Source organism: Collinsella sp. LCP19S3_B6, assembly GCF_052121815.1.
Classification (GTDB): domain Bacteria; phylum Actinomycetota; class Coriobacteriia; order Coriobacteriales; family Coriobacteriaceae; genus Collinsella.
In genome coordinates, this window is record NZ_JBQKDN010000003.1 from 34,514 (window position 1) to 52,723 (window position 18,210).

Here is an 18,210-nt window from a genome sequence, read left to right on the forward strand (position 1 = left end):
ATCGCCTGCTACTATATTCGGCTGTTGCACTAACTGATGCATGAAGGGCAAGTAAACATGTACGCAATCGTTAACACGGGCGGCAAGCAGTACAAGGTCGCCACCGACGATGTCATCACCGTCGAGAAGATCGAGGGCAATGAGGGCGACAAGGTCACCCTGCCGGTCATCTTCCTCAACGATGGTAAGAAGATCGTCACCGATCCCGACAAGCTGGCCAAGGCCAAGGTTACCGCTCAGATCGTTGAGCAGTTCAAGGGCGAGAAGCAGCTGGTCTTCAAGTTCCACAAGCGTAAGCGCTATCGTCGTCTGAAGGGTCACCGTCAGCAGCTCACCAAGCTGAAGATCGTGAAGGTTCAGGCTACCTCCCGCGCCAAGAAGGCTGTCAAGGCAGAGGCTGAGGCTGTTGCCGAGGCTCCCGTCGCCGAGTAGATTACACTCGTAACGAAAGAGTAGGTATACACAATGGCACACAAAAAAGGACTCGGTTCCTCCCGTAATGGCCGTGACTCCCGCGGTCAGCGCCTTGGCACGAAGCGCTTCGCCGGCCAGACGGTAACCACGGGCACGATTCTCGTCCGTCAGCATGGCACGCACATCCACCCGGGTGCGAACGTTGGCCGTGGCAAGGACGACACGCTGTTCGCGCTGGTCGACGGTACCGTTGAGTTCCACAAGGGTATCAAGCACAGGGTCAGCGTACGCCCGCTCGCGAACGCGTAATTCACCCTTCATAGAGCACATATGTGGGAGGCACTTGAGTTTTAGGATTCAAGGGTCTCCCTCTTTTTTGTAGGAGGCGATTCTGTTGTCACAGTTCACCGATATCAGCCGCATTAACGTTTGCGGCGGCGACGGCGGAGCCGGATGCATGTCGTTTAGGCGCGAGGCATTTGTTCCCAAGGGCGGCCCTGATGGCGGCGACGGCGGTCGTGGCGGCAATGTCGTCATCCAGGCCGATGCTCAGCTGTCTTCGCTGATCGATTACCGCTTTAAGCATCACTTCCGTGCCGAGCGCGGCACGCACGGCCAGGGTGCCCGTCGCAATGGCAAGAGTGGCGAGGACCTGATTTTGAAAGTTCCCATGGGCACCGTAGTCCGCGAGCTCGATCCCGAGACGCAGACCCCGATGTTCGAGATTGCCGACCTGGTGCACGATGGCGAGCGCGTTGTCGTGGCGCCCGGTGGGGCCGGCGGTCTGGGTAACACCCACTTTGTGACGTCGGTGCGCCGCGCGCCCGCGTTTGCCCAGCTGGGTGAGCCTGCCGAGGAGCACTGGATCGAGCTCGAGATGAAGCTTATGGCCGATGCCGCGCTCGTGGGCTTTCCCTCGGTGGGCAAGTCCTCGCTCATCGCGCGTATGAGTGCCGCCCGTCCCAAGATTGCCGACTACCCGTTTACCACGCTCGTGCCCAATCTGGGCATGGTGCGTGCCGGCGAATATTCTTACGTCGTTGCCGACGTCCCCGGTCTCATCGAGGGTGCGAGTGAAGGCAAGGGCCTGGGTCACCAGTTCCTGCGCCATATTGAGCGCACTGCTTTGATCATGCATGTTGTCGATATGACGGGCGGTTTTGAGGATCGCGATCCGGTCGAGGACTATCGCATCATTAACCGTGAGCTCGAGCAGTATGGTGCCGAGCTCTCGGAGCGCCCGCAGATCGTCGTCGCCAACAAGTGCGATGCTCCGGGCACGGCTGACAAGATTGCCGACCTTAAGCGCGCGGCGCTCGACGACGGCCATATGTTCTTTGCCGTTTCCGCCGTGACGGGTGCCGGCCTCAACACCCTGATGCTTGCCGTGGGCGAGCAGGTGGCTAAGCTCCGCGCGGAGCTTGCGGTTTCCGATGAGCCGGTCGATCTGCGCGACGAGGAGTGGGAGCGTCGCCGTCTGCAGCGCGAGAAGCGCTTCCGCATTGTTGAGGAAGAGCCCGGTGCTTTTCGCGTGGTTGGTCGCGCGATCGAGCGCATGGTTATCCAAACCGACTGGGAAAACGAGGAAGCTGTCATCTACCTGCAGCATAAGTTTGCCCGCATGGGCGTTGACGACGCGCTCGAGAAGGCCGGCTGCCGTGCGGGCGATGAGGTTCGCATTTGCCAGCGCGCCTTTGACTTTGAGGGCGCCGAGGACTTCTCGGAGTTCGAGGACGAGTTCGAGGATGCTGGCGTTGAGGTTATTGACGTAGCGGCCGAGGATGCGGACGCGGCTCATGTCGCCGAGGGCTCCGAAGGCGCTACCGAAGTCGACGTTGTTGAGACCCCGGAGGGCGAGTAAGCCATGTCGCTGCGCGGTGGAATCGGATTGCCTGAGCTGCCCATCAAGGATGGGCACGAGTTTCGGCTTGGCATTATGGGCGGCACCTTTGACCCGATTCATTACGGGCACTTGGTTACCGCCGAGCAGGCTCGCGAGTCGCTCGACTTGGACGCTGTGCTTTTTATGCCGGCCGGCTCTCCTGCCTTTAAGCTCGACAAACCGGTGACGCCTGCTGAGGACCGTTATGCCATGACGGTCCTCGCGACTGCCGCGAACCCGGCCTTTTTGGCAAGCCGCTTCGAGATCGATCGTGCCGGTGTCACCTATACAGCCGATACGCTGCGTGCCCTTCGCGAGTTTTACCCGCCACAGGTGAAGCTTTACTTTATTACGGGTGCCGATGCGATTATCGATATTGTGACCTGGCACAATGCTCACGAGATTGCCGAACTGGCAACCTTTATCGCTGCGACGCGTCCCGGCTTTGACATCGATACGGCCCGGTCGAGGATTAAGGAATCGGGGCTGCCATTCGATGTGCGCTATATTCAGATTCCGGCGCTGGCGATTAGCTCGACCAACATTCGCAAGCGGGTTGCCCGCGGCATGAGCGTGCGCTATCTTACGAGCGAGTCCGTGCTCGGCTATATCCGTAAACGCGGCCTGTATGCCGATCTTGGGCAAGACGATTTTGATTGACGGGGGGAAACGTTGTCGGTAGAAGATCAGTTTGAGGGCGACGAGCGCGCGCTCTTGACGCGTATCCACGAGTTGCTCGATGTGCGCATGAAGGATAAGCGTAAGCGCTACGTGCATTCGCTCGGGGTTGCCGAGACGGCGCTGCACCTAGCCGAGGTATACGGTGTCGACCGCTTTGATGCCGCTGCCGCCGGCCTGATCCATGACTGGGACAAAGTGCTCTCCGACGACGAGCTGGTCACGCGCGCTCTGCATTACGGCATTAAGATTGCCGGCTCTCCGTCTGCCGCGACGCCGCTTTTGCATGGCCCGGTTGCCGCCTATGAGCTTCCGCAGCTTTTTCCCGAGCTGTCGCCGGCGGTCTTTCAGGCTGTCGACCGTCACACCGTGGGCGCTTGCGACATGACGCCGCTCGATATGGTGGTCTTTGTGGCCGATGCCATCGAACCCAACCGCCACGGCGATTATGCCCATGCGCTGCGCAAGATGGTGGGGAAGTCCTCGCTCGACGAGTTGTTCTTCTCCTGTTTTGCGCAGGGTCTGGTCTATGTGATCCAGTCCGGGCGCTATCTTTATCCCACGGCTATTACGATTTACAACCATTACGCCCAGCTGCGCTAGCTCGGGTGCGTCTAGAAAGAGGTATTCCATGGCCGATGAGACCATGACCGACGAGCAGATTCTTGAAGGTGCGGAGCACAAGAGTTTCGTGGCCACGTCCGACCGCACCGCCGCGACGCTCTCCGCCAGCGGTGTCGCCGCCGAGGATGTCGCCCGCGCTGCCGCGCAGGCCGCCTACGACAAGAAAGGCGAGGACGTTCAGGTGCTCGACCTGACTGAGCTTTCCGATGTGTGCGACTACTTTGTCCTTGCTACCGGCACCAACAACCGCCAGGTTGATTCCATCGTCGACGAGATTGAGGAGAAAGTCGCCGAGGCTTGCGGCGAGCACCCGTTTTCCATTGAGGGCCGCGAGCAGAAGACCTGGATGCTCATGGACTACGGTTCGGTTGTCGTCCACGTCTTCACTCCCGAGGCACGTGAGTTCTACCGCCTCGAAAAGCTCTGGGGCGACGCTCCCCAGCTCTCCCTGGACCTCCTCTAGTAGCTCATTTGGGACGGGGCTTTTTTAGCTACTACCTACCGTTCGCCGAACATCGCGATTTATAGCTCCCAGTACGTTTTTTCTACTCTGGCTCGGGTAACGTAATTGTCATCTGTAGAGGAGGGGATGCGTATGACTCGGACTGCGCGAGAAATCTCTGTATATGGTTTTTACCATGTCGTCCAAAAGGGATGTGCCTACCAACTCATATTTGAGGATGACGAAGATCGGCTCTATCTGATTCGGCTGATTGCTTCGAAATGCCAGAAGTTTAAAGTGGATGTCATCGCGTGGTGCCTTATGGATAACCATATTCATCTTCTGCTTGACGACGAGCATGTTCATCTGAGCGATTGCATGCATTCGATTACGACGGCGTATGCCATGTATTTCAACTCAAAGACAGGCAGGAAGGGGCCTGTTTTCCAGGATCGATTTAAGAGTGTGCCGATCCTCGATGATGATCAGCTGCTCAACTGCGTGAGATACATTCACGACAATCCCGCGAAGGCGAGGATTGGGACCGCTTCGCTGTATCGATGGAGCAGCTTTCGCGAGTATATGGGATATCCGGGTATCTGCAAAACGGATTGCGTTCTCGGGCTGCTCGGTGACTCTCAGAGATTTTTTGCCTTCAGCACCTCGGGTGAGCCCAATCGCTATTGCTTCCGTGACGGCGCTCATGTGAGCGACACAGATGCGCTGGAGTTTGCGCAGGCGCTTCTTAAGCCGTACGAGCCTCATCACCTTAAGGCTTTGCCAAAGGGGGCGCGCGATGCCTGCATTCGTACTTTGAAGAGCGAGGGCTTTTCGATTAAACAGATCGTCCGCCTTACGGGCATTGGACACTGCACCATACAAAAGGTCAAAATCAAAAAATAGCTCATTTTGGACGAGGTCTGTGTTGCGACCGCGTCAGGTATGGGTTGGGTAGCTAATTTGGGACGGGGCTATTTTAGCTAACCCTACAAATCGGTTGAGTTTTATTCCGGCCCCGGGTGATTCGCTGCCAGCTGAAGGGTAGCTAAAAAAGCCCCGTCCCAAATTTGAACTGCACCCCAAAACCTGGACGGCTTAAATAAGAACTACGCCGCAAGGGACTGTCTCCGGAACTCCTCCGGGGTCAGTCCCTTCAGTTTAACCTGGCGCCTCCTCGTGTTCCAATGGACCACGAAGTCGTCGAGGTCCGCCTTGAAGGACTCGAAGTCCGGCCACGTCCTTCCGCGGAAGAACTCGTCCTTGATGTGGCCGAACACCTGCTCCGTCGCGCCGTTGTCGATGCAGTTGCCCTTCCGGGACATGCTCTGCACCACGCCGGCCTCCTCCAACCGTCTGCACCAACCGGCCTGCTGGTACTGCCAGCCCATGTCCGAGTGCAGGATCGGCCTGGAGCCCTTGGGCTTCTTGGACACGAGCTGGTCGAGCAGCTCGTGCTGCTGAGCCATGTTGGGGTGCAGCGACGTGGACCAGGCGACGATCTCCTTGCTGCCGAAGTCGTAGACCGGCGCGAAGTAGGCCTTGCCCCAGGGCTGTTTGAACTCGGTGACGTCGGTGCCCATCTTTTCCCACGGCCCGTCGGCGGCGAAGTCGCGCCCGATGACGTTCTCGAAGGTCTTTCCGACCTTGCCCCTGTACGAGTTGTACCTGTGGTAGTCGGTCTCGCGGCGGATCCCGCAGCGGACCCCCATCTCCCGCATCATCTTGAGCACGGTCTTGTTGGCTATGCGCACGCCCTGCTCGGCGCGCAGGCACATGGCGATCTGCCTGTGGCCGCACCCGTTGGCCGTGCGCGAGAATATCTCGGCGGCGGCCTCCCAGAGCTCGGGCCTGGTGGGAGCCTTCGGGTGCGACAGCGCGTAGTAGTAGCTCGACCTCGCCAGGCCGGCGCACTCCAGCAGGCACCCCAGCCCGTACCCCTCTTCGCGCAGGGCGCTCACGGCCTCGACCTTCGCCCTGGTCAGAGTCCGTCCCTCTCGACCAGGGCACGCAATTTTTTTAGGTAGGCCACCTCGGTCTCGAGCCTTCGGCAGCGCTCTTCGAGCTCCTGCTCGCGCGTGCGCGGCCTCGCCTTGGAACCGCTTGGCCGGCCCTTGGGCCTGGGCCTGAGCGCCTCGGCGCCGCCCTCGCGGTAGAGCGCGCACCATCTCTTGAGCGGCGCCAAGGACATGACCCCGAACGCCTCCATGGCGTCCCGCTTGCTCATGCCGCCGTCGACGACGGCGGAGGCGGCGGCGACCTTCTGCTCGTATGTGTACCTGGTCTGCTTGCCGTCCATGGATAGCAGCACCTCGCTTCCGAACGACCGGTATACGTAGAGCCATTGTCTCACGGTGTCGCGCGGGACCGACAGCGCCTTCGCCGCCGACTCGGAACCGTGGCCTCGCTCGAAGAGCCCGATCGCCGCCTTCCTGGCCTCGATGTCGTGCTTCACCCTCAAGTCGACTCGCATAAAAAGCCTCCCATTTCTCGTGTCCAAGAAATGGGAGGCAGTTCAATTAGCTACCCCGTACTACCCTGACAATCTAAAGTAGCTAAAAAAGCCCCGTCCCAAATTGACTACTTAGTGGGAGGAGAAGCGTGATTGGCGGCCGAAGGATAGGGCGGTGTCGCCGAACTTGTCTCGGACTGCGTCGATGGCGACGGAGAGGTCACGGCGGTCGCTGGATTGGGCTCCGCGGTCGTCGACTTCGCAAAACAGGTCGGTCTGTATGCCGCCTTGATGATTGAAGTCACTCATGCCTATGCCGGCAAGGCGTACATGCATTCCTTCCTGCCAGATGTTGTCGAGCAACTCGATCGCTACCGCCACAAAGATGTTCTCGTCGTCGGTGGGATGGGGGAGTCGTCGCTGTGCCGAGCGACCGCTGCCGTACGAGTACTTAAGTTTGAGCGTCACCGTGGTGCCGGTAAGCCCCTGGCGGCGCAGGCGACGTCCGACGGATTCGCCCAATAGTGCAATCGCCGCTTCGATGTCCCCGCGCTCGGTCAAATCTTTCGCAAAGGTGCGCTCATTGCTCACCGACTTGACCTCACGCTCTTCATCGAGGCTCGTGACTTCGGAAACCTCGAGCCCCAACGCACGCTGGCGCATGCGCTCGCCGTTAACGCCAAAAATCGCAGACAGTGTGGATTCCGGTGCGCGCGACAGCTCGCCCAGCGTGTAAATCCGCATGCGGCGCAGCCGCTCCTCGGCCGAGCGCCCGATACCGCTCATGGCAGAAACAGGTAACGGTGCCAGAAAACGCTGCTCAGTTCCCGGGCGTACGACCGTAAGCCCAAACGGCTTGTCTCGCTCGCTTGCAATCTTGGCCACCGTTTTGTTGCAACCGACGCCGATGGAGCAGGTCACCCCCAGTGCCGCCACGCGATCGCTGATGCGTCGTACGACGAGCAGTGGGTCCTCGGGCGCAAAGCGGCCCGGCGTGATGTCGATAAAGGCCTCGTCGATGGACACGCGCTCAACGCGTGGTGTCTCGTCGGCAAGAATATTCATGACCTGTGCGCTGACCTCGTGGTAGCGATCGAAATGCCCGTGTGTCCAAATGGCCTGCGGACAGAGGCGGCGCGCCTCGGCCGAGGGCATGGCGGAGTGCACGCCAAAGCGACGTGCCTCGTATGAGCAGGTGGAGACGACGCCGCGAGATTCGGCGTCTCCGCCCACGATAAGCGGCTTGCCGCGCCACTCGGGATGATCGAGCATCTCCACACTCGCAAAAAACGCATCGAGATCCATCAGACCCACCGCCGGACCCGTCCAGGGCGGCGGCGTGACGCCCGCAGTATCCTCATAACCGTATGTATGTTCGCATCTTTTCATGGCATGAGTATACCGCGCAGCTCATGTGGGGTGCGTGGATGTGCTTGCAAATCGCGAATTCTTGTCTAAGATATGGATTTGCCTTCGACTACACCGAAGAAGTTGGTCTCACGGACTTCACCTGCCCGCGTCGATGGCGTATTATGTTCAACTGTTTGTTTGTAGTTGCAGCCTAAAGCTGCTTGGTTGGAGGAGTTTCCTTTGGCAGTCAAGATTCGCCTTGCTCGTCACGGCGCTAAGAAGCGTCCGTACTACCGTGTCGTCGTCGCCGATTCCCGCGCCCCGCGTGACGGTCGTATCATCGAGGAGGTTGGCCGCTACAATCCGATGACCGCCCCCAAGACCATCAACCTCGATCTCGAGAAGATTGCTGACTGGCAGTCCAAGGGCGCTCAGCTCACCGACGCTGTTGCTGCCCTGGTCAAGGCCGCCAACGAGGGCGAGAAGACCGAGACCGTCGTCAAGAAGTCCAAGAAGCAGCTCGCCAAAGAGGCCGAGGCCGCTAAGGCTGCCGCTGAGGCCGCTGAGGGCGCCGAGGAGTAAATCGTGCCTGAGGTTGACGCTGCACAGCTCGAGGGTGAGGCAATGCTCTCAGATCGCATCGCCGATCTCGTCGAATATCTCGTTGTTCAGATCGTCGACGACCCGGATTCCGTGAGCCTGGAAGTTATCGATGGCGACGATGCCTCAACTATTGAGGTTTCGGTCGCCGAGGATGACGTCGCTAAGGTCATCGGCCGTCGTGGCCGTACCATCAAGGCCATTCGCACGCTCGCCCGTGCACTGGCCGCTCGCCTCGACACTTCCGTCGAGGTAGAGGTTCTGGGCTAGGACCTTGAGGTCCCAGTACAAAAACATCGCCCGTGTGGTTAAGCCGCATGGAAGGAAGGGGGAGGTCCTCGCGCAGCCGCTGCGGGGGCTTCCTTCTGTATTGGAGCCGGGTATGCGTGTCGCCCTGACGCCACCGGCGCTCAAGCGTGACCGCTTTTGCACGGTTATATCCGTTACCGATACGGGCGATGGCGATCTGGTTTCGTTTGAGGGCATTGACGACTTGACGGCCGCCGAGGGCATCACGGGTTGTTTCGTTCTGGCGAACCGTGATGACTTTGAGCTCGATTCGCTTGACGCTGCCTATACCGACCTTATGGGTCGCGAGGTGGTTGACGAGCGCTTTGGGTCGCTCGGAACGATCGTTGAGATTATGTCGACGCCCGCCAACGACGTTTGGGTTGTCGAGGGTGATCGGTACGGCGAGGTGCTGATTCCCGTGATCGAGCAAGTTGTGCTCGATCTTCCCGATCGGGGAGCAATATCCGTCCACGTTATGGATGGCTTGATCGATATGGACAAGTAGGGAGGACAACATGCTGATCGAGACCCTTTCGGTCTTTCCCGAGATGTTTGAGCCCGTTATGTCCACATCGATCTTGGGCCGTGCCCGTAAGGCCGGCCTTTTTGATTTTAAGGCGTATAACCTGCGCGACTGGACGCACGATCGCCACCGTACCGTCGATGACGAGCCGTACGGCGGCGGTCAGGGTATGCTCATGAAGGTCGAGCCTATTGCCGAGGCAATCGAGGCCATCAGCTCTGAGGGCCCCAAGCCCACCGTGGTGTTCTTTACGCCCTGCGGTGAGCCTTTTACGCAGTATGTAGCCGAGCGCCTGCTCCAAAGCGAGCGCCTGCTGTTTGTGTGCAGCCGCTACGAGGGTGTCGACGAGCGCGCGTATGCCTATGCCGACGAGCGCCTGTCGATCGGTGACTATGTGCTCACGGGCGGCGAGCTGCCTGCTATGGTTGTTGCTGACGCCGTCGTGCGTCTGATTCCCGGCGCGCTTGGTGACGAGATGAGCAACGTTGACGAATCATTCTCGACCGCCGAGGACGGAGGCCTGCTCGAGTACGCGCAGTACACCCGCCCCGCCGAGTTTAACGGCGAGGGCGTGCCTCCCGTGCTTGTAAGTGGTGACCACGCCAAGGTTGACGCTTGGCGCCGCAAGAACGCCATCGAGCGCACCTGTCGCTGGCGTCCCGACTTAATTGAGACGGCGCGGCTTACGCCTAAGGAACGTGCGTATGCGCAAGAGATTTTGGACGCTTCGTATTCGCAGAGCGAGGAGTGAGAATGGTTCCGTCGCAGCATTCCATGCTAAAGGGCGCGTTTGAGTGGGTCGTGATCGTCGCAATCGCGCTCGTGGCTACCTTCTTGATTCGCACCTTTGTGGTCGAGCCCTTTGTGGTTCCCACCGGTTCCATGGAGTCCACGATTGAGATTGGCGACCAGATCCTGGCGCAAAAGGTGACGCTTGAGCTCGGCCAGCCTGTCAAACAGGGCGATATTGTGGTGTTCCACAACCCCGATGGCACCTCTGAGCACGATGTGCTCGTCAAGCGGGTCATCGCTACGGCCGGCCAGACGGTCGACCTGCAGGACGGCAAGGTGGTCGTTGACGGCCAAGCGCTCGACGAGGACTATACGACGGGCATGAGCTGGCCACTGTCGGTCCAGGCGCCTGGTGCTCAGGTGAGCTATCCCTACACCGTCCCCGACGGGTGCGTGTGGGTGATGGGCGACAACCGCGAGAACTCAGCCGACTCACGCTACTTTGGCCCGGCCGACCGTTCGGACCTGATCGCCGTGGCGCTCGTGCGTTACTGGCCGCTCAACCGTCTGGGCGCTATCGACTAAAAACCGCTATAGTACAGTACCTAACCGTGTAATCGTTTCGACGAGGGGATATTAGAGGCATGAACGCTTCATCGCTTTCCTTCCAAGACATCATCCTGCGCCTCCAGCAGTACTGGGGCGAGCAGGGCTGCGTCATTATGCAGCCCTATGACTCCGAGGTCGGTGCCGGTACCTTCCATACCGCGACCACGCTGCGCTCGCTCGGTCCTGCCGAGTGGCGCACCTGCTATGCGCAGCCCTGCCGCCGTCCCGCCGACGGCCGCTACGGCGAGAACCCCAACCGCATGCAGCACTACTATCAGTTCCAGGTGCTCATCAAGCCCTCGCCGGTCAACGCCCAGGAGCTTTACCTGGGGTCTCTTGCCGCCATTGGCCTGGACCCCAACGACCATGACGTTCGTTTTGTCGAGGACGACTGGGAGAGCCCGACGCTCGGCGCCTGGGGCCTTGGCTGGGAGGTCTGGCTCAATGGCATGGAGGTCACGCAGTTTACGTACTTCCAGCAGGTGGGCGGCATCGAGGTCGACCCCGTGCCCGTCGAGATCACCTATGGCCTGGAGCGCATCGCCATGTACGCCCAGGGCGTCAACTCCGTCTATGACCTGGTTTGGAGCTATTTGCCCGACGGCACGCCCATGACCTACGGTGACGTGTTCCTGGAGAACGAGCGCGAGTTTAGCGCCTACAATTTTGAGGTCGCTAACGTCGAGATGATGCGTCAGAAGTTTGACGACTACGAGGCCGAGTGCCACTCCTGTCTGGAGCGCAAGCTGCCGCTGCCCGCATACGACTGCGTCATGAAGTGCAGCCATGCCTTCAACCTGCTCGATGCCCGCGGCGCCCTGTCCGCAGTCGAGCGCGCCAACTACATCCTGCGCGTCCGCGCCGTCGCCAAGGCGTGCTGCGAGGCCTATATGGCCGAGGTCGCCGGAGTTAACGAGAATGCCGACCAGGAAGGCGAGGTGGCGTAAGCCATGGCAGACGCTAAGGATTTCCTGTTTGAGATCGGTACGGAGGAAATGCCCTCCGCACCGCTGAACAATGCCGTCAAGCAGCTTGGCGATATGATCGCCAAGGGCCTCGACGAGGCCGGCCTGGCCCATGGCGAGGTCCGCGTGATTTCGAGCCCGCGTCGTCTGGCTGCGCTCGTGACCAACGTCGCCACCGCGACCGATGAGGTCCACGAGGTCAAGCGCGGCCCTGCGGCAAACATTGCCTTCGATGCCGACGGCAACGCCACCAAGGCCGCTCAGGGCTTCGCCCGCAAGTGCGGTGTGGCTGCCGAGGACCTGATCCGTCGTGAGGATACCGACGGCCGCGAGTACGTGTTCGCCGAGAAGAACATTCCCTCCGCACCGGCTACCCCTATTCTGACGGCCCTGTGCGAGAAGACGATCGCAGGCCTGCAGTGGCCCAACTACCGCAGCCAGCGCTGGGGCCACGAGCACGCTACGTTTGTGCGTCCGGTCCGTTGGATCTGCTGCCTTCTGGGCGAGGACGTTGTGCCCGTGACGTTTGCCGATGTGACGAGCGGCAATACCACGCGCGGACATCGCGTGCTGGGCGCCGGTGACCATGTGGTCGCCAGCCCCGCCGTCTACGAGCAGGTGCTCGAGGACGCCGGCGTGCTCTCTGCCGAGCGTCGTCGTGAGGCCATCCTTGCCGGTATTGCCGAGGTCGAGGCCGCTCGCCCTGGCTGCCATGTCGATACGCCCAAGAAGGTCTTCGAGGAGGTCATTAACCTCTGCGAGTGGCCGACGGTGCTCGTCGGTACCTTCGACGAGGAGTTCCTCAAGGTCCCGCACGAGATCATCTGCGAGTCCATGCTCACCAACCAGCGCTACTTCCCGATCTATGACGGCGAGGGCAAGCTCACGCGTGAGTTCGTGGTCGTCTCCAACAGCAAGCCCGAGAATGCCGATCGTGTGATCGACGGCAACGAGCGCGTCGTGCGCGCCCGTCTGGACGATGCCAAGTTCTTCTACGAGGAGGACCTGAAGATCTCCCTCGACGAGTTCCGTGAGCGTCTGGCCAAGGTTGCCTTCCAGGAGAAGCTCGGCAGCGTGCTCGCCAAGTCCGAGCGCATTGAGCAGCTCGCGCTCGCTATTGCCCGCGAGGCCCATCTGGGCGCCCACCTCGCTGCCGATGCCGCTCGCGCCGCGCACCTGTGCAAGGCCGACCTGGTTTCCAACGCCGTCGTCGAGTTTACGAGCCAGCAGGGCGTGATGGGTGGCTATTACGCAACTGCGATGGGGGAGAACGACGAGGTCGCCCACGCCATTCGCGATCACTATCGTCCCCGCTTTGCCGGCGATGAGCTGCCCGAGGGCACCGCTGGCTGCATCGTGGCCTGTGCCGACAAGCTCGATACCATTGCCGGTATCTTTGCCATCGGTGAGCCCCCGACCGGCTCTTCCGACCCGTACGCGCTGCGTCGCGCCGCTATCGGCATTATCAACATCCTGCGCGATCGTCTGCCGATCGACCCCACGACGCTCATCGACTTTGCCCTTGAGCTCTATAGCGAGCAGGGCATCGAGTTCGACGCCGCCGAGGTCGCCCAGCAGGTCCGTGACTTCTTCCACGGCCGTCTGGTGAGCATGGCCCGCGACGAGAAGATTCCGGCGGATACCGTCGCCGCCGTCTCCGCGGTGCACATCATCGCTCCGTCCGTCTTCTTCGCCCGCTGCGCCGCGCTCGACGAGGCTCGTAAGAACGATGCCGAGACCTTCGACAACCTGGCTACTGCCTATGCCCGCGCCGCGCACATCTCCAAGCCCGAGCTGGGTATGGAGTACGATCGCAGTCTGATGGGTGAGGCCGAGCTCGCGCTCGCCGATGCCTCCGAGGCTGCTCAGATCGCTGTCGATGGCGCCCTTGCTGCCGAGGATTACCCGGCCGCATTTGCCGCCCTTGCCGCCCTGCGTGCCCCCATCGACCGCTTCTTCGACGAGGTTATGGTCATGGACAAGGACGAGCAGCTCCGCGATAATCGCCTTAAGCTGCTCAACCGCTTCGAGGCCGTTTTCTCTGGCATCGCCAACATCGGTGAGCTTGCCCGCAAAAAGTAAGCCAGCCTGCGCATAAGCGCAAAAGGAGCCCCGCATGGATTGCCTGGTCACTGCTCGTCCCACCGTTATCGTTATCTCCGACTCGCTCGGTGATACCGCTTGTGAGGTGGTGCTTGCGGCGTCCGGGCAATTTGATGAAGGGGCTTTTCGTCTCTTGCGCTTGCCCAAAGTGAACTCGGTGGAGCAGGTCAAGTCCTTTGTGGGCCCGCGCGTCGATGCGGACCATCGTGATATCGCCGTGTTCCACACTATCGTCGATCCGGCGCTTCGCGCCCGCGTGCTCGATTACCTGGGTATGCTGCATATTCGCTCTGTCGACCTGATCGGTCCGACCCTTGCCGTGCTCTCGTCGCTCATCGGTGTGCCGCCCAAGGGCGTTGCGGGCGTTATTCACAAAACGGATGACCGCTATTTCCACCGCATTGAGGCTATGGAGTATTTCGTTGAGCACGATGACGGGCGCGGTTGCGATGACCTTTCGGGGGCCGATATCGTGTTGCTGGGCGTGTCGCGTACGTCCAAAACGCCGCTGTCGATGTATTTGGCCTATCAGGGTTACAAGGTCGCAAACGTTCCGCTGGCGCACGGCATGGAGCCGCCGAAGTCGATTTACGAGGTCGACCCGATGCGCCTGTTCGGCCTGATTTCGACCGTTGACGTTATTTCTGAGATTCGCGACAGCCGCTTGGGCGATGACTACGCCCGCGCCGTCGCCGGCTCCTATGCCGAGCCCGAGAGTGTGCGCAGCGAGCTTGAGGAAGCCCGTGCCCTCATGAAGCGCCTAGGCTGCTTTGTGGTGCGTACCGACGGTAAGGCGATTGAGGAGAGTGCATCCGAGATCATCGGTCATTTGGAGGAAATCCAAGAAGCTCGAGCCCGTCGTGCCGCTCGCCGAGCCCAACAAAAGTAGCTAATTTGGGACGGGGCTTTTTTAGCTACCCCGGCTGAGGCCGCGAGCTTTTTGGCCGATTGCCGACGGGGTAGCTAAAAAGCCCCGTCCCAAATTAGCTACTTATGGTAAAGCGATTTAGCAAAGTTCTTTCAGTTAACCTGCAAGTCTCCTACACTGGTATCTTCATAAGGTAACCACCTTTATCTACCGTTTACCGTCAGTTTTACCACGTTTACCAAACCTCGCACCCTCTACGCAAGCACTTCCAATACCCGCCGTATAGTACCCTCACGGCTCGCATCCGGCGGGTCGATTCGTTACCACGGTCGTGCGCGACAGCGCATGGAAGGGGAGTATCGTGAGCGATTGCAAGAGGGTTTACCGTTTTGGAACCGACGCCCAGGGCACCTGTGTCACTGAGGGCGACAAGTCCATGAACTTCGTGCTTGGCGGCAAGGGTGCAAATCTTGCCGAGATGAGCCGCATCGGCCTGCCGGTTCCCGGTGGCTTTACCATTACCTGCCAAACCTGTGTCGAGTACTCCGGTGCCGGCAACGTGTGGCCCGAAGGCGCACTCGATGAGATCGTTGCCGCCGAGGCCGATCTCGAGGCCCGCTGCGGCAAGAAGCTTGGTGACGCATCCGACCCGCTGCTCGTGTCGGTTCGCTCGGGTGCTCCGTTCTCCATGCCCGGCATGATGGACACGGTCCTCAACTTGGGCCTTAACGACGACTCCGTTCTGGGCCTCATTGCCCAGACGCAAAACCCGCGTTTTGCCTGGGATAGCTACCGCCGCTTTATCCAGATGTTCTCCAACGTCGTTATGGGTGTCGATGCCGACTTGTTTGAGAACGCCCTGACCCAGGCTCGCTTGGTCGCCGGCGTTCGCGTCGATTCCGAGCTTTCGGCCGAGGACCTGCAGGAGCTCGTCGAGACCTTCAAGGGCATCTTCTCCGAGAACGTCGAGGCTGCCCTGTATCCCGAGCTCGAGGTTGTCGACGGCAAGCCCGTCTTCCCGCACGATCCGGAGCTCCAGCTGCGCCTTGCCATCCAGGCCGTCTTTGGCAGCTGGATGAACGAGCGCGCCTGCATCTACCGCAAACAGCATGGCATTTCCGACGAGCTCGGTACCGCCGTCAACGTCCAGGCCATGGCTTTTGGCAACAAAGGCGAGACCTCTGCGACCGGCGTCGCCTTTACGCGCAATCCGGCCGATGGCACCAAGGAGTTCTACGGTGACTTTTTGGTTAACGCCCAGGGTGAGGACGTCGTCGCCGGCATCCGCAACACTGAGCCCATCGCCGACCTCAAGACCACCCCGGGCCTCGAGTCCGCTGGTGAGGAGCTCGAGCGCGTTTTCCTGACGCTCGAGGATCATTACCGCGATATGTGCGATATCGAATTCACCATCGAGCAGGGTAAACTTTGGATGCTTCAGACCCGCGTGGGCAAGCGCACCGCTACCGCCGCGCTGCGTATCGCTATCGAGATGGTCGAGGAGGGCCTCATCACCCGCGAGGAGGCCGTGAGTCGCATCGATCCGGCGCAGCTCGACCAGCTTCTGCATCCGCAGTTCGACTCCTCCAAGAAGTACGAGGCCCTGGCCTGTGGCCTTAACGCCAGCCCCGGCGCCGCCGTAGGCGAGGTCGTGTTCTCGAGCGACGATGCCGTCGCGCGCGCCAACGAGGGCCACAAGGTCATTCTGGTTCGCTGGGAGACCAACCCCGATGACTTGAAGGGCATGGTCGCTGCCGAGGGCATCCTTACCAGCCACGGCGGCAAGACGAGCCATGCCGCCGTTATCGCCCGCGGTATGGGTACGCCCTGCGTCTGCGGCGTTGAGCGCTTCCATATTGACGCCGCCGAGAAGGTCGTGCGCATCGAGGGCAGCGACCGCGTGCTTCACGAGGGCGACATCATCTCCATCGACGGCACTCAGGGCATTGTCGTCGATGGCGCCGTCGATCTGGTCTCCGCCGAGCTCACCGGCGATCTGGACACCATTCTGTCCTGGGCAGACGAGATTCGCCTGGACGAGACCGACGGTCACGCCAACCACGTGCGCGTCAACGCCGACAACCCCGAGGATGCCGCGCTCGCACTCGAGTTTGGCGCCGAGGCCATCGGCCTGTGCCGCACCGAGCACATGTTCCTGGGCGATCGCAAGAACATTATCCAGAGCTTTATCCTGTCCGACGACGAGGCCGTGAAGCAGCAGGCCCTGGCCGACCTGCTCAAGGTTCAGACCGAGGACTTTCTGGCGATGTTTAAGACCATGTCCGGTCGCGATGTGGTCGTTCGCCTGCTCGATCCGCCGCTGCATGAGTTCCTGGATAATCCTCGCGAGCTCGAGGTCGCCATCACCAAGAAGGAAGCCGCCGGCGCCGGCGAGGAAGAGCTTGCCACCCTGCGTGCCCGCCTGCGTCGAATCGACGGCATGGTTGAGTCCAACCCGATGCTCGGCTTGCGCGGTGTGCGCCTGTCCGTTGTCTTTGGCGATCTGCCGCTCATGCAGGTTCGCGCCGTCGCCACGGCTGCTGCCCGCCTTATCAAGGAGGGCGTTGACCCGCGCCCCGAGATCATGGTCCCGCTCGTTTCCATCACAGCCGAGCATGTCCAGACCCGCGAGGTCATCGAGCGCGTGATCGCCGAGGTATCCGCCGAGGAGGGCGTCGAGCTCAATATTCCCGTGGGCACGATGCTCGAGCTGCCGCGCGCCTGCATGGTCGCCGACGAGATCGCCCACCATGCCGACTTCTTCTGCTTTGGCACCAACGACCTCACCCAGACAACCTTCGGCTTCTCGCGCGACGACGCCGAGGCCAAGTTCATCCCGCTGTACATGCACAAGAAGATCCTGAAGGATAATCCCTTCGAGACCATCGACGCGGCGGTGCTCGAGCTGGTGCGTATGGCAGTCGAGAAGGGTCGCGCCGCCAACCCCGACATGCACTTTGGCGTGTGCGGCGAGCACGGCGGCGACCCCAAGTCCATCAAGGGCCTGTTCAACGTGGCCGATGTGGACTACGTGTCCTGCTCGCCCTATCGCGTGCCCCTCGCACGACTGGCTGCCGCCCAGGCCAAGCTCGATGCCAAGCGTTCCGCCTAGCGTTTAGTGTATAGACCCCTAGCGTAGCCCCCTTCATGCCGCCCGTCTCATTTGTGAGGCGGGCGGTTATCATGTGCGGGTTTTGTCTTTTTGTCTGCGAAAAAAATTGTTCTTGCAGCAGAAACCCGCGCGTGTATACTCGAATACGTTTGTTCAACTACGTGCCGGCCAAGGTGGTACGGCACCTCTAGAAGAGTAAGGAATTGCACATGGATTACATCCGCGCAATCGAGCGTCAGCAGATCCGCGAGGACATCCCGCAGGTCCGCGTTGCCGACAACGTCAAGGTTCACTACCGCATTAAGGAAGGCGACCGCGAGCGCATCCAGGTTTTCCAGGGTGACGTTATCCGCATGGCCGGCGCCGGTGCCCGTGAGACCTTCACCGTCCGCAAGATTTCCTTCGGTGTCGGTGTTGAGCGTACCTTCCCGCTTCACAGCCCCAAGATCGCCAAGCTCGAGGTCGTCCGTCATGGTCGCGTCCGTCGCGCCAAGCTGTACTACCTCCGCGACAAGGTGGGCAAGGCTGCTCGCATCCCCGAGAAGCGCTAAGAAGATCGCAGCGTCTG

20 protein-coding genes are annotated in these 18,210 nt (G+C 60.7%); 17 read left to right on the top strand and 3 right to left on the bottom strand.

What is annotated here, in order from left to right; all coding sequences use genetic code 11:
- Positions 1-57: 57 nt before the first annotated feature.
- The 7 genes from rplU to ACTQWD_RS01900 all read left to right on the top strand — a co-directional run bounded on the left by rplU (position 58) and on the right by ACTQWD_RS01900 (position 4,943).
- A complete protein-coding gene (rplU, locus tag ACTQWD_RS01870) occupies positions 58-432 on the top strand; it encodes a 50S ribosomal protein L21 (RefSeq protein WP_035138585.1) in 375 nt (124 codons plus the stop codon).
- Positions 433-465: 33 nt separating this feature from the next.
- Entirely contained in the window at positions 466-723 is a 258-nt protein-coding gene (rpmA, locus tag ACTQWD_RS01875; RefSeq protein WP_154516202.1) for a 50S ribosomal protein L27, read from the top strand.
- An 85-nt stretch (positions 724-808) separates the two neighbouring features.
- Positions 809-2,275 (top strand): GTPase ObgE, encoded by a 1,467-nt coding sequence (gene obgE, locus ACTQWD_RS01880; RefSeq protein ID WP_441559125.1) that lies wholly within the window; start codon positions 809-811, stop codon positions 2,273-2,275.
- Positions 2,276-2,278: 3 nt separating this feature from the next.
- Complete coding sequence (nadD, locus tag ACTQWD_RS01885) at positions 2,279-2,956, top strand: nicotinate-nucleotide adenylyltransferase (protein WP_427718693.1); 678 nt, start codon at positions 2,279-2,281, stop codon at positions 2,954-2,956.
- A gap of 87 nt (positions 2,957-3,043) precedes the next feature.
- Positions 3,044-3,577 carry a bis(5'-nucleosyl)-tetraphosphatase (symmetrical) YqeK gene (gene yqeK, locus ACTQWD_RS01890; RefSeq protein ID WP_427718844.1) on the top strand — a complete coding sequence of 178 codons (534 nt, stop codon included), beginning with the start codon at positions 3,044-3,046 and terminating at the stop codon, positions 3,575-3,577.
- 28 nt (positions 3,578-3,605) lie between these two features.
- The gene (rsfS, locus tag ACTQWD_RS01895) at positions 3,606-4,061 is read left to right on the top strand and encodes a ribosome silencing factor (protein WP_427726898.1); all 456 of its coding nucleotides are present in this window, start codon (positions 3,606-3,608) and stop codon (positions 4,059-4,061) included.
- A gap of 132 nt (positions 4,062-4,193) precedes the next feature.
- Positions 4,194-4,943, top strand: a complete 750-nt coding sequence (locus ACTQWD_RS01900) for a transposase (protein WP_441559126.1) — start codon at positions 4,194-4,196, stop codon at positions 4,941-4,943.
- Between the two features lie 203 nt (positions 4,944-5,146).
- On the opposite strand, the gene ACTQWD_RS01905 is transcribed toward ACTQWD_RS01900, so the two are convergent.
- The 3 genes from ACTQWD_RS01905 to dinB all read right to left on the bottom strand — a co-directional run bounded on the left by ACTQWD_RS01905 (position 5,147) and on the right by dinB (position 7,878).
- The gene (locus tag ACTQWD_RS01905; protein WP_441559153.1) at positions 5,147-6,091 is read right to left on the bottom strand and encodes an IS3 family transposase; all 945 of its coding nucleotides are present in this window, start codon (positions 6,089-6,091) and stop codon (positions 5,147-5,149) included.
- A complete protein-coding gene (locus ACTQWD_RS01910; RefSeq protein WP_304211245.1) occupies positions 6,019-6,510 on the bottom strand; it encodes a helix-turn-helix domain-containing protein in 492 nt (163 codons plus the stop codon). The genes ACTQWD_RS01905 and ACTQWD_RS01910 overlap by 73 nt, the downstream gene beginning before the upstream one ends.
- A gap of 111 nt (positions 6,511-6,621) precedes the next feature.
- Complete coding sequence (dinB, locus tag ACTQWD_RS01915; protein WP_427794791.1) at positions 6,622-7,878, bottom strand: DNA polymerase IV; 1,257 nt, start codon at positions 7,876-7,878, stop codon at positions 6,622-6,624.
- A gap of 201 nt (positions 7,879-8,079) precedes the next feature.
- Between dinB and rpsP the strand changes: the two genes are divergently transcribed.
- The 10 genes from rpsP to rplS all read left to right on the top strand — a co-directional run bounded on the left by rpsP (position 8,080) and on the right by rplS (position 18,193).
- A complete protein-coding gene (gene rpsP / locus ACTQWD_RS01920; protein WP_022094749.1) occupies positions 8,080-8,421 on the top strand; it encodes a 30S ribosomal protein S16 in 342 nt (113 codons plus the stop codon).
- Positions 8,422-8,463: 42 nt separating this feature from the next.
- Positions 8,464-8,709 (top strand): KH domain-containing protein, encoded by a 246-nt coding sequence (locus tag ACTQWD_RS01925; protein ID WP_154516529.1) that lies wholly within the window; start codon positions 8,464-8,466, stop codon positions 8,707-8,709.
- Between the two features lie 34 nt (positions 8,710-8,743).
- Positions 8,744-9,235 carry a ribosome maturation factor RimM gene (gene rimM, locus ACTQWD_RS01930; RefSeq protein WP_441559127.1) on the top strand — a complete coding sequence of 164 codons (492 nt, stop codon included), beginning with the start codon at positions 8,744-8,746 and terminating at the stop codon, positions 9,233-9,235.
- Between the two features lie 10 nt (positions 9,236-9,245).
- The gene (gene trmD / locus ACTQWD_RS01935) at positions 9,246-10,004 is read left to right on the top strand and encodes a tRNA (guanosine(37)-N1)-methyltransferase TrmD (protein ID WP_427795661.1); all 759 of its coding nucleotides are present in this window, start codon (positions 9,246-9,248) and stop codon (positions 10,002-10,004) included.
- A 2-nt stretch (positions 10,005-10,006) separates the two neighbouring features.
- Positions 10,007-10,570 carry a signal peptidase I gene (gene lepB / locus ACTQWD_RS01940; RefSeq protein WP_441559128.1) on the top strand — a complete coding sequence of 188 codons (564 nt, stop codon included), beginning with the start codon at positions 10,007-10,009 and terminating at the stop codon, positions 10,568-10,570.
- Positions 10,571-10,629: 59 nt separating this feature from the next.
- A complete protein-coding gene (locus ACTQWD_RS01945) occupies positions 10,630-11,541 on the top strand; it encodes a glycine--tRNA ligase subunit alpha (RefSeq protein ID WP_006236091.1) in 912 nt (303 codons plus the stop codon).
- A gap of 3 nt (positions 11,542-11,544) precedes the next feature.
- On the top strand, positions 11,545-13,641 hold the full coding sequence (glyS, locus tag ACTQWD_RS01950) for a glycine--tRNA ligase subunit beta (protein WP_441559129.1): 2,097 nt from the start codon (positions 11,545-11,547) through the stop codon (positions 13,639-13,641).
- Between the two features lie 34 nt (positions 13,642-13,675).
- A complete protein-coding gene (locus tag ACTQWD_RS01955; protein ID WP_441559130.1) occupies positions 13,676-14,551 on the top strand; it encodes a pyruvate, water dikinase regulatory protein in 876 nt (291 codons plus the stop codon).
- Between the two features lie 340 nt (positions 14,552-14,891).
- On the top strand, positions 14,892-17,642 hold the full coding sequence (ppdK, locus tag ACTQWD_RS01960; RefSeq protein WP_441559131.1) for a pyruvate, phosphate dikinase: 2,751 nt from the start codon (positions 14,892-14,894) through the stop codon (positions 17,640-17,642).
- 209 nt (positions 17,643-17,851) lie between these two features.
- Entirely contained in the window at positions 17,852-18,193 is a 342-nt protein-coding gene (rplS, locus tag ACTQWD_RS01965; protein WP_117583231.1) for a 50S ribosomal protein L19, read from the top strand.
- Positions 18,194-18,210: the final 17 nt, after the last annotated feature.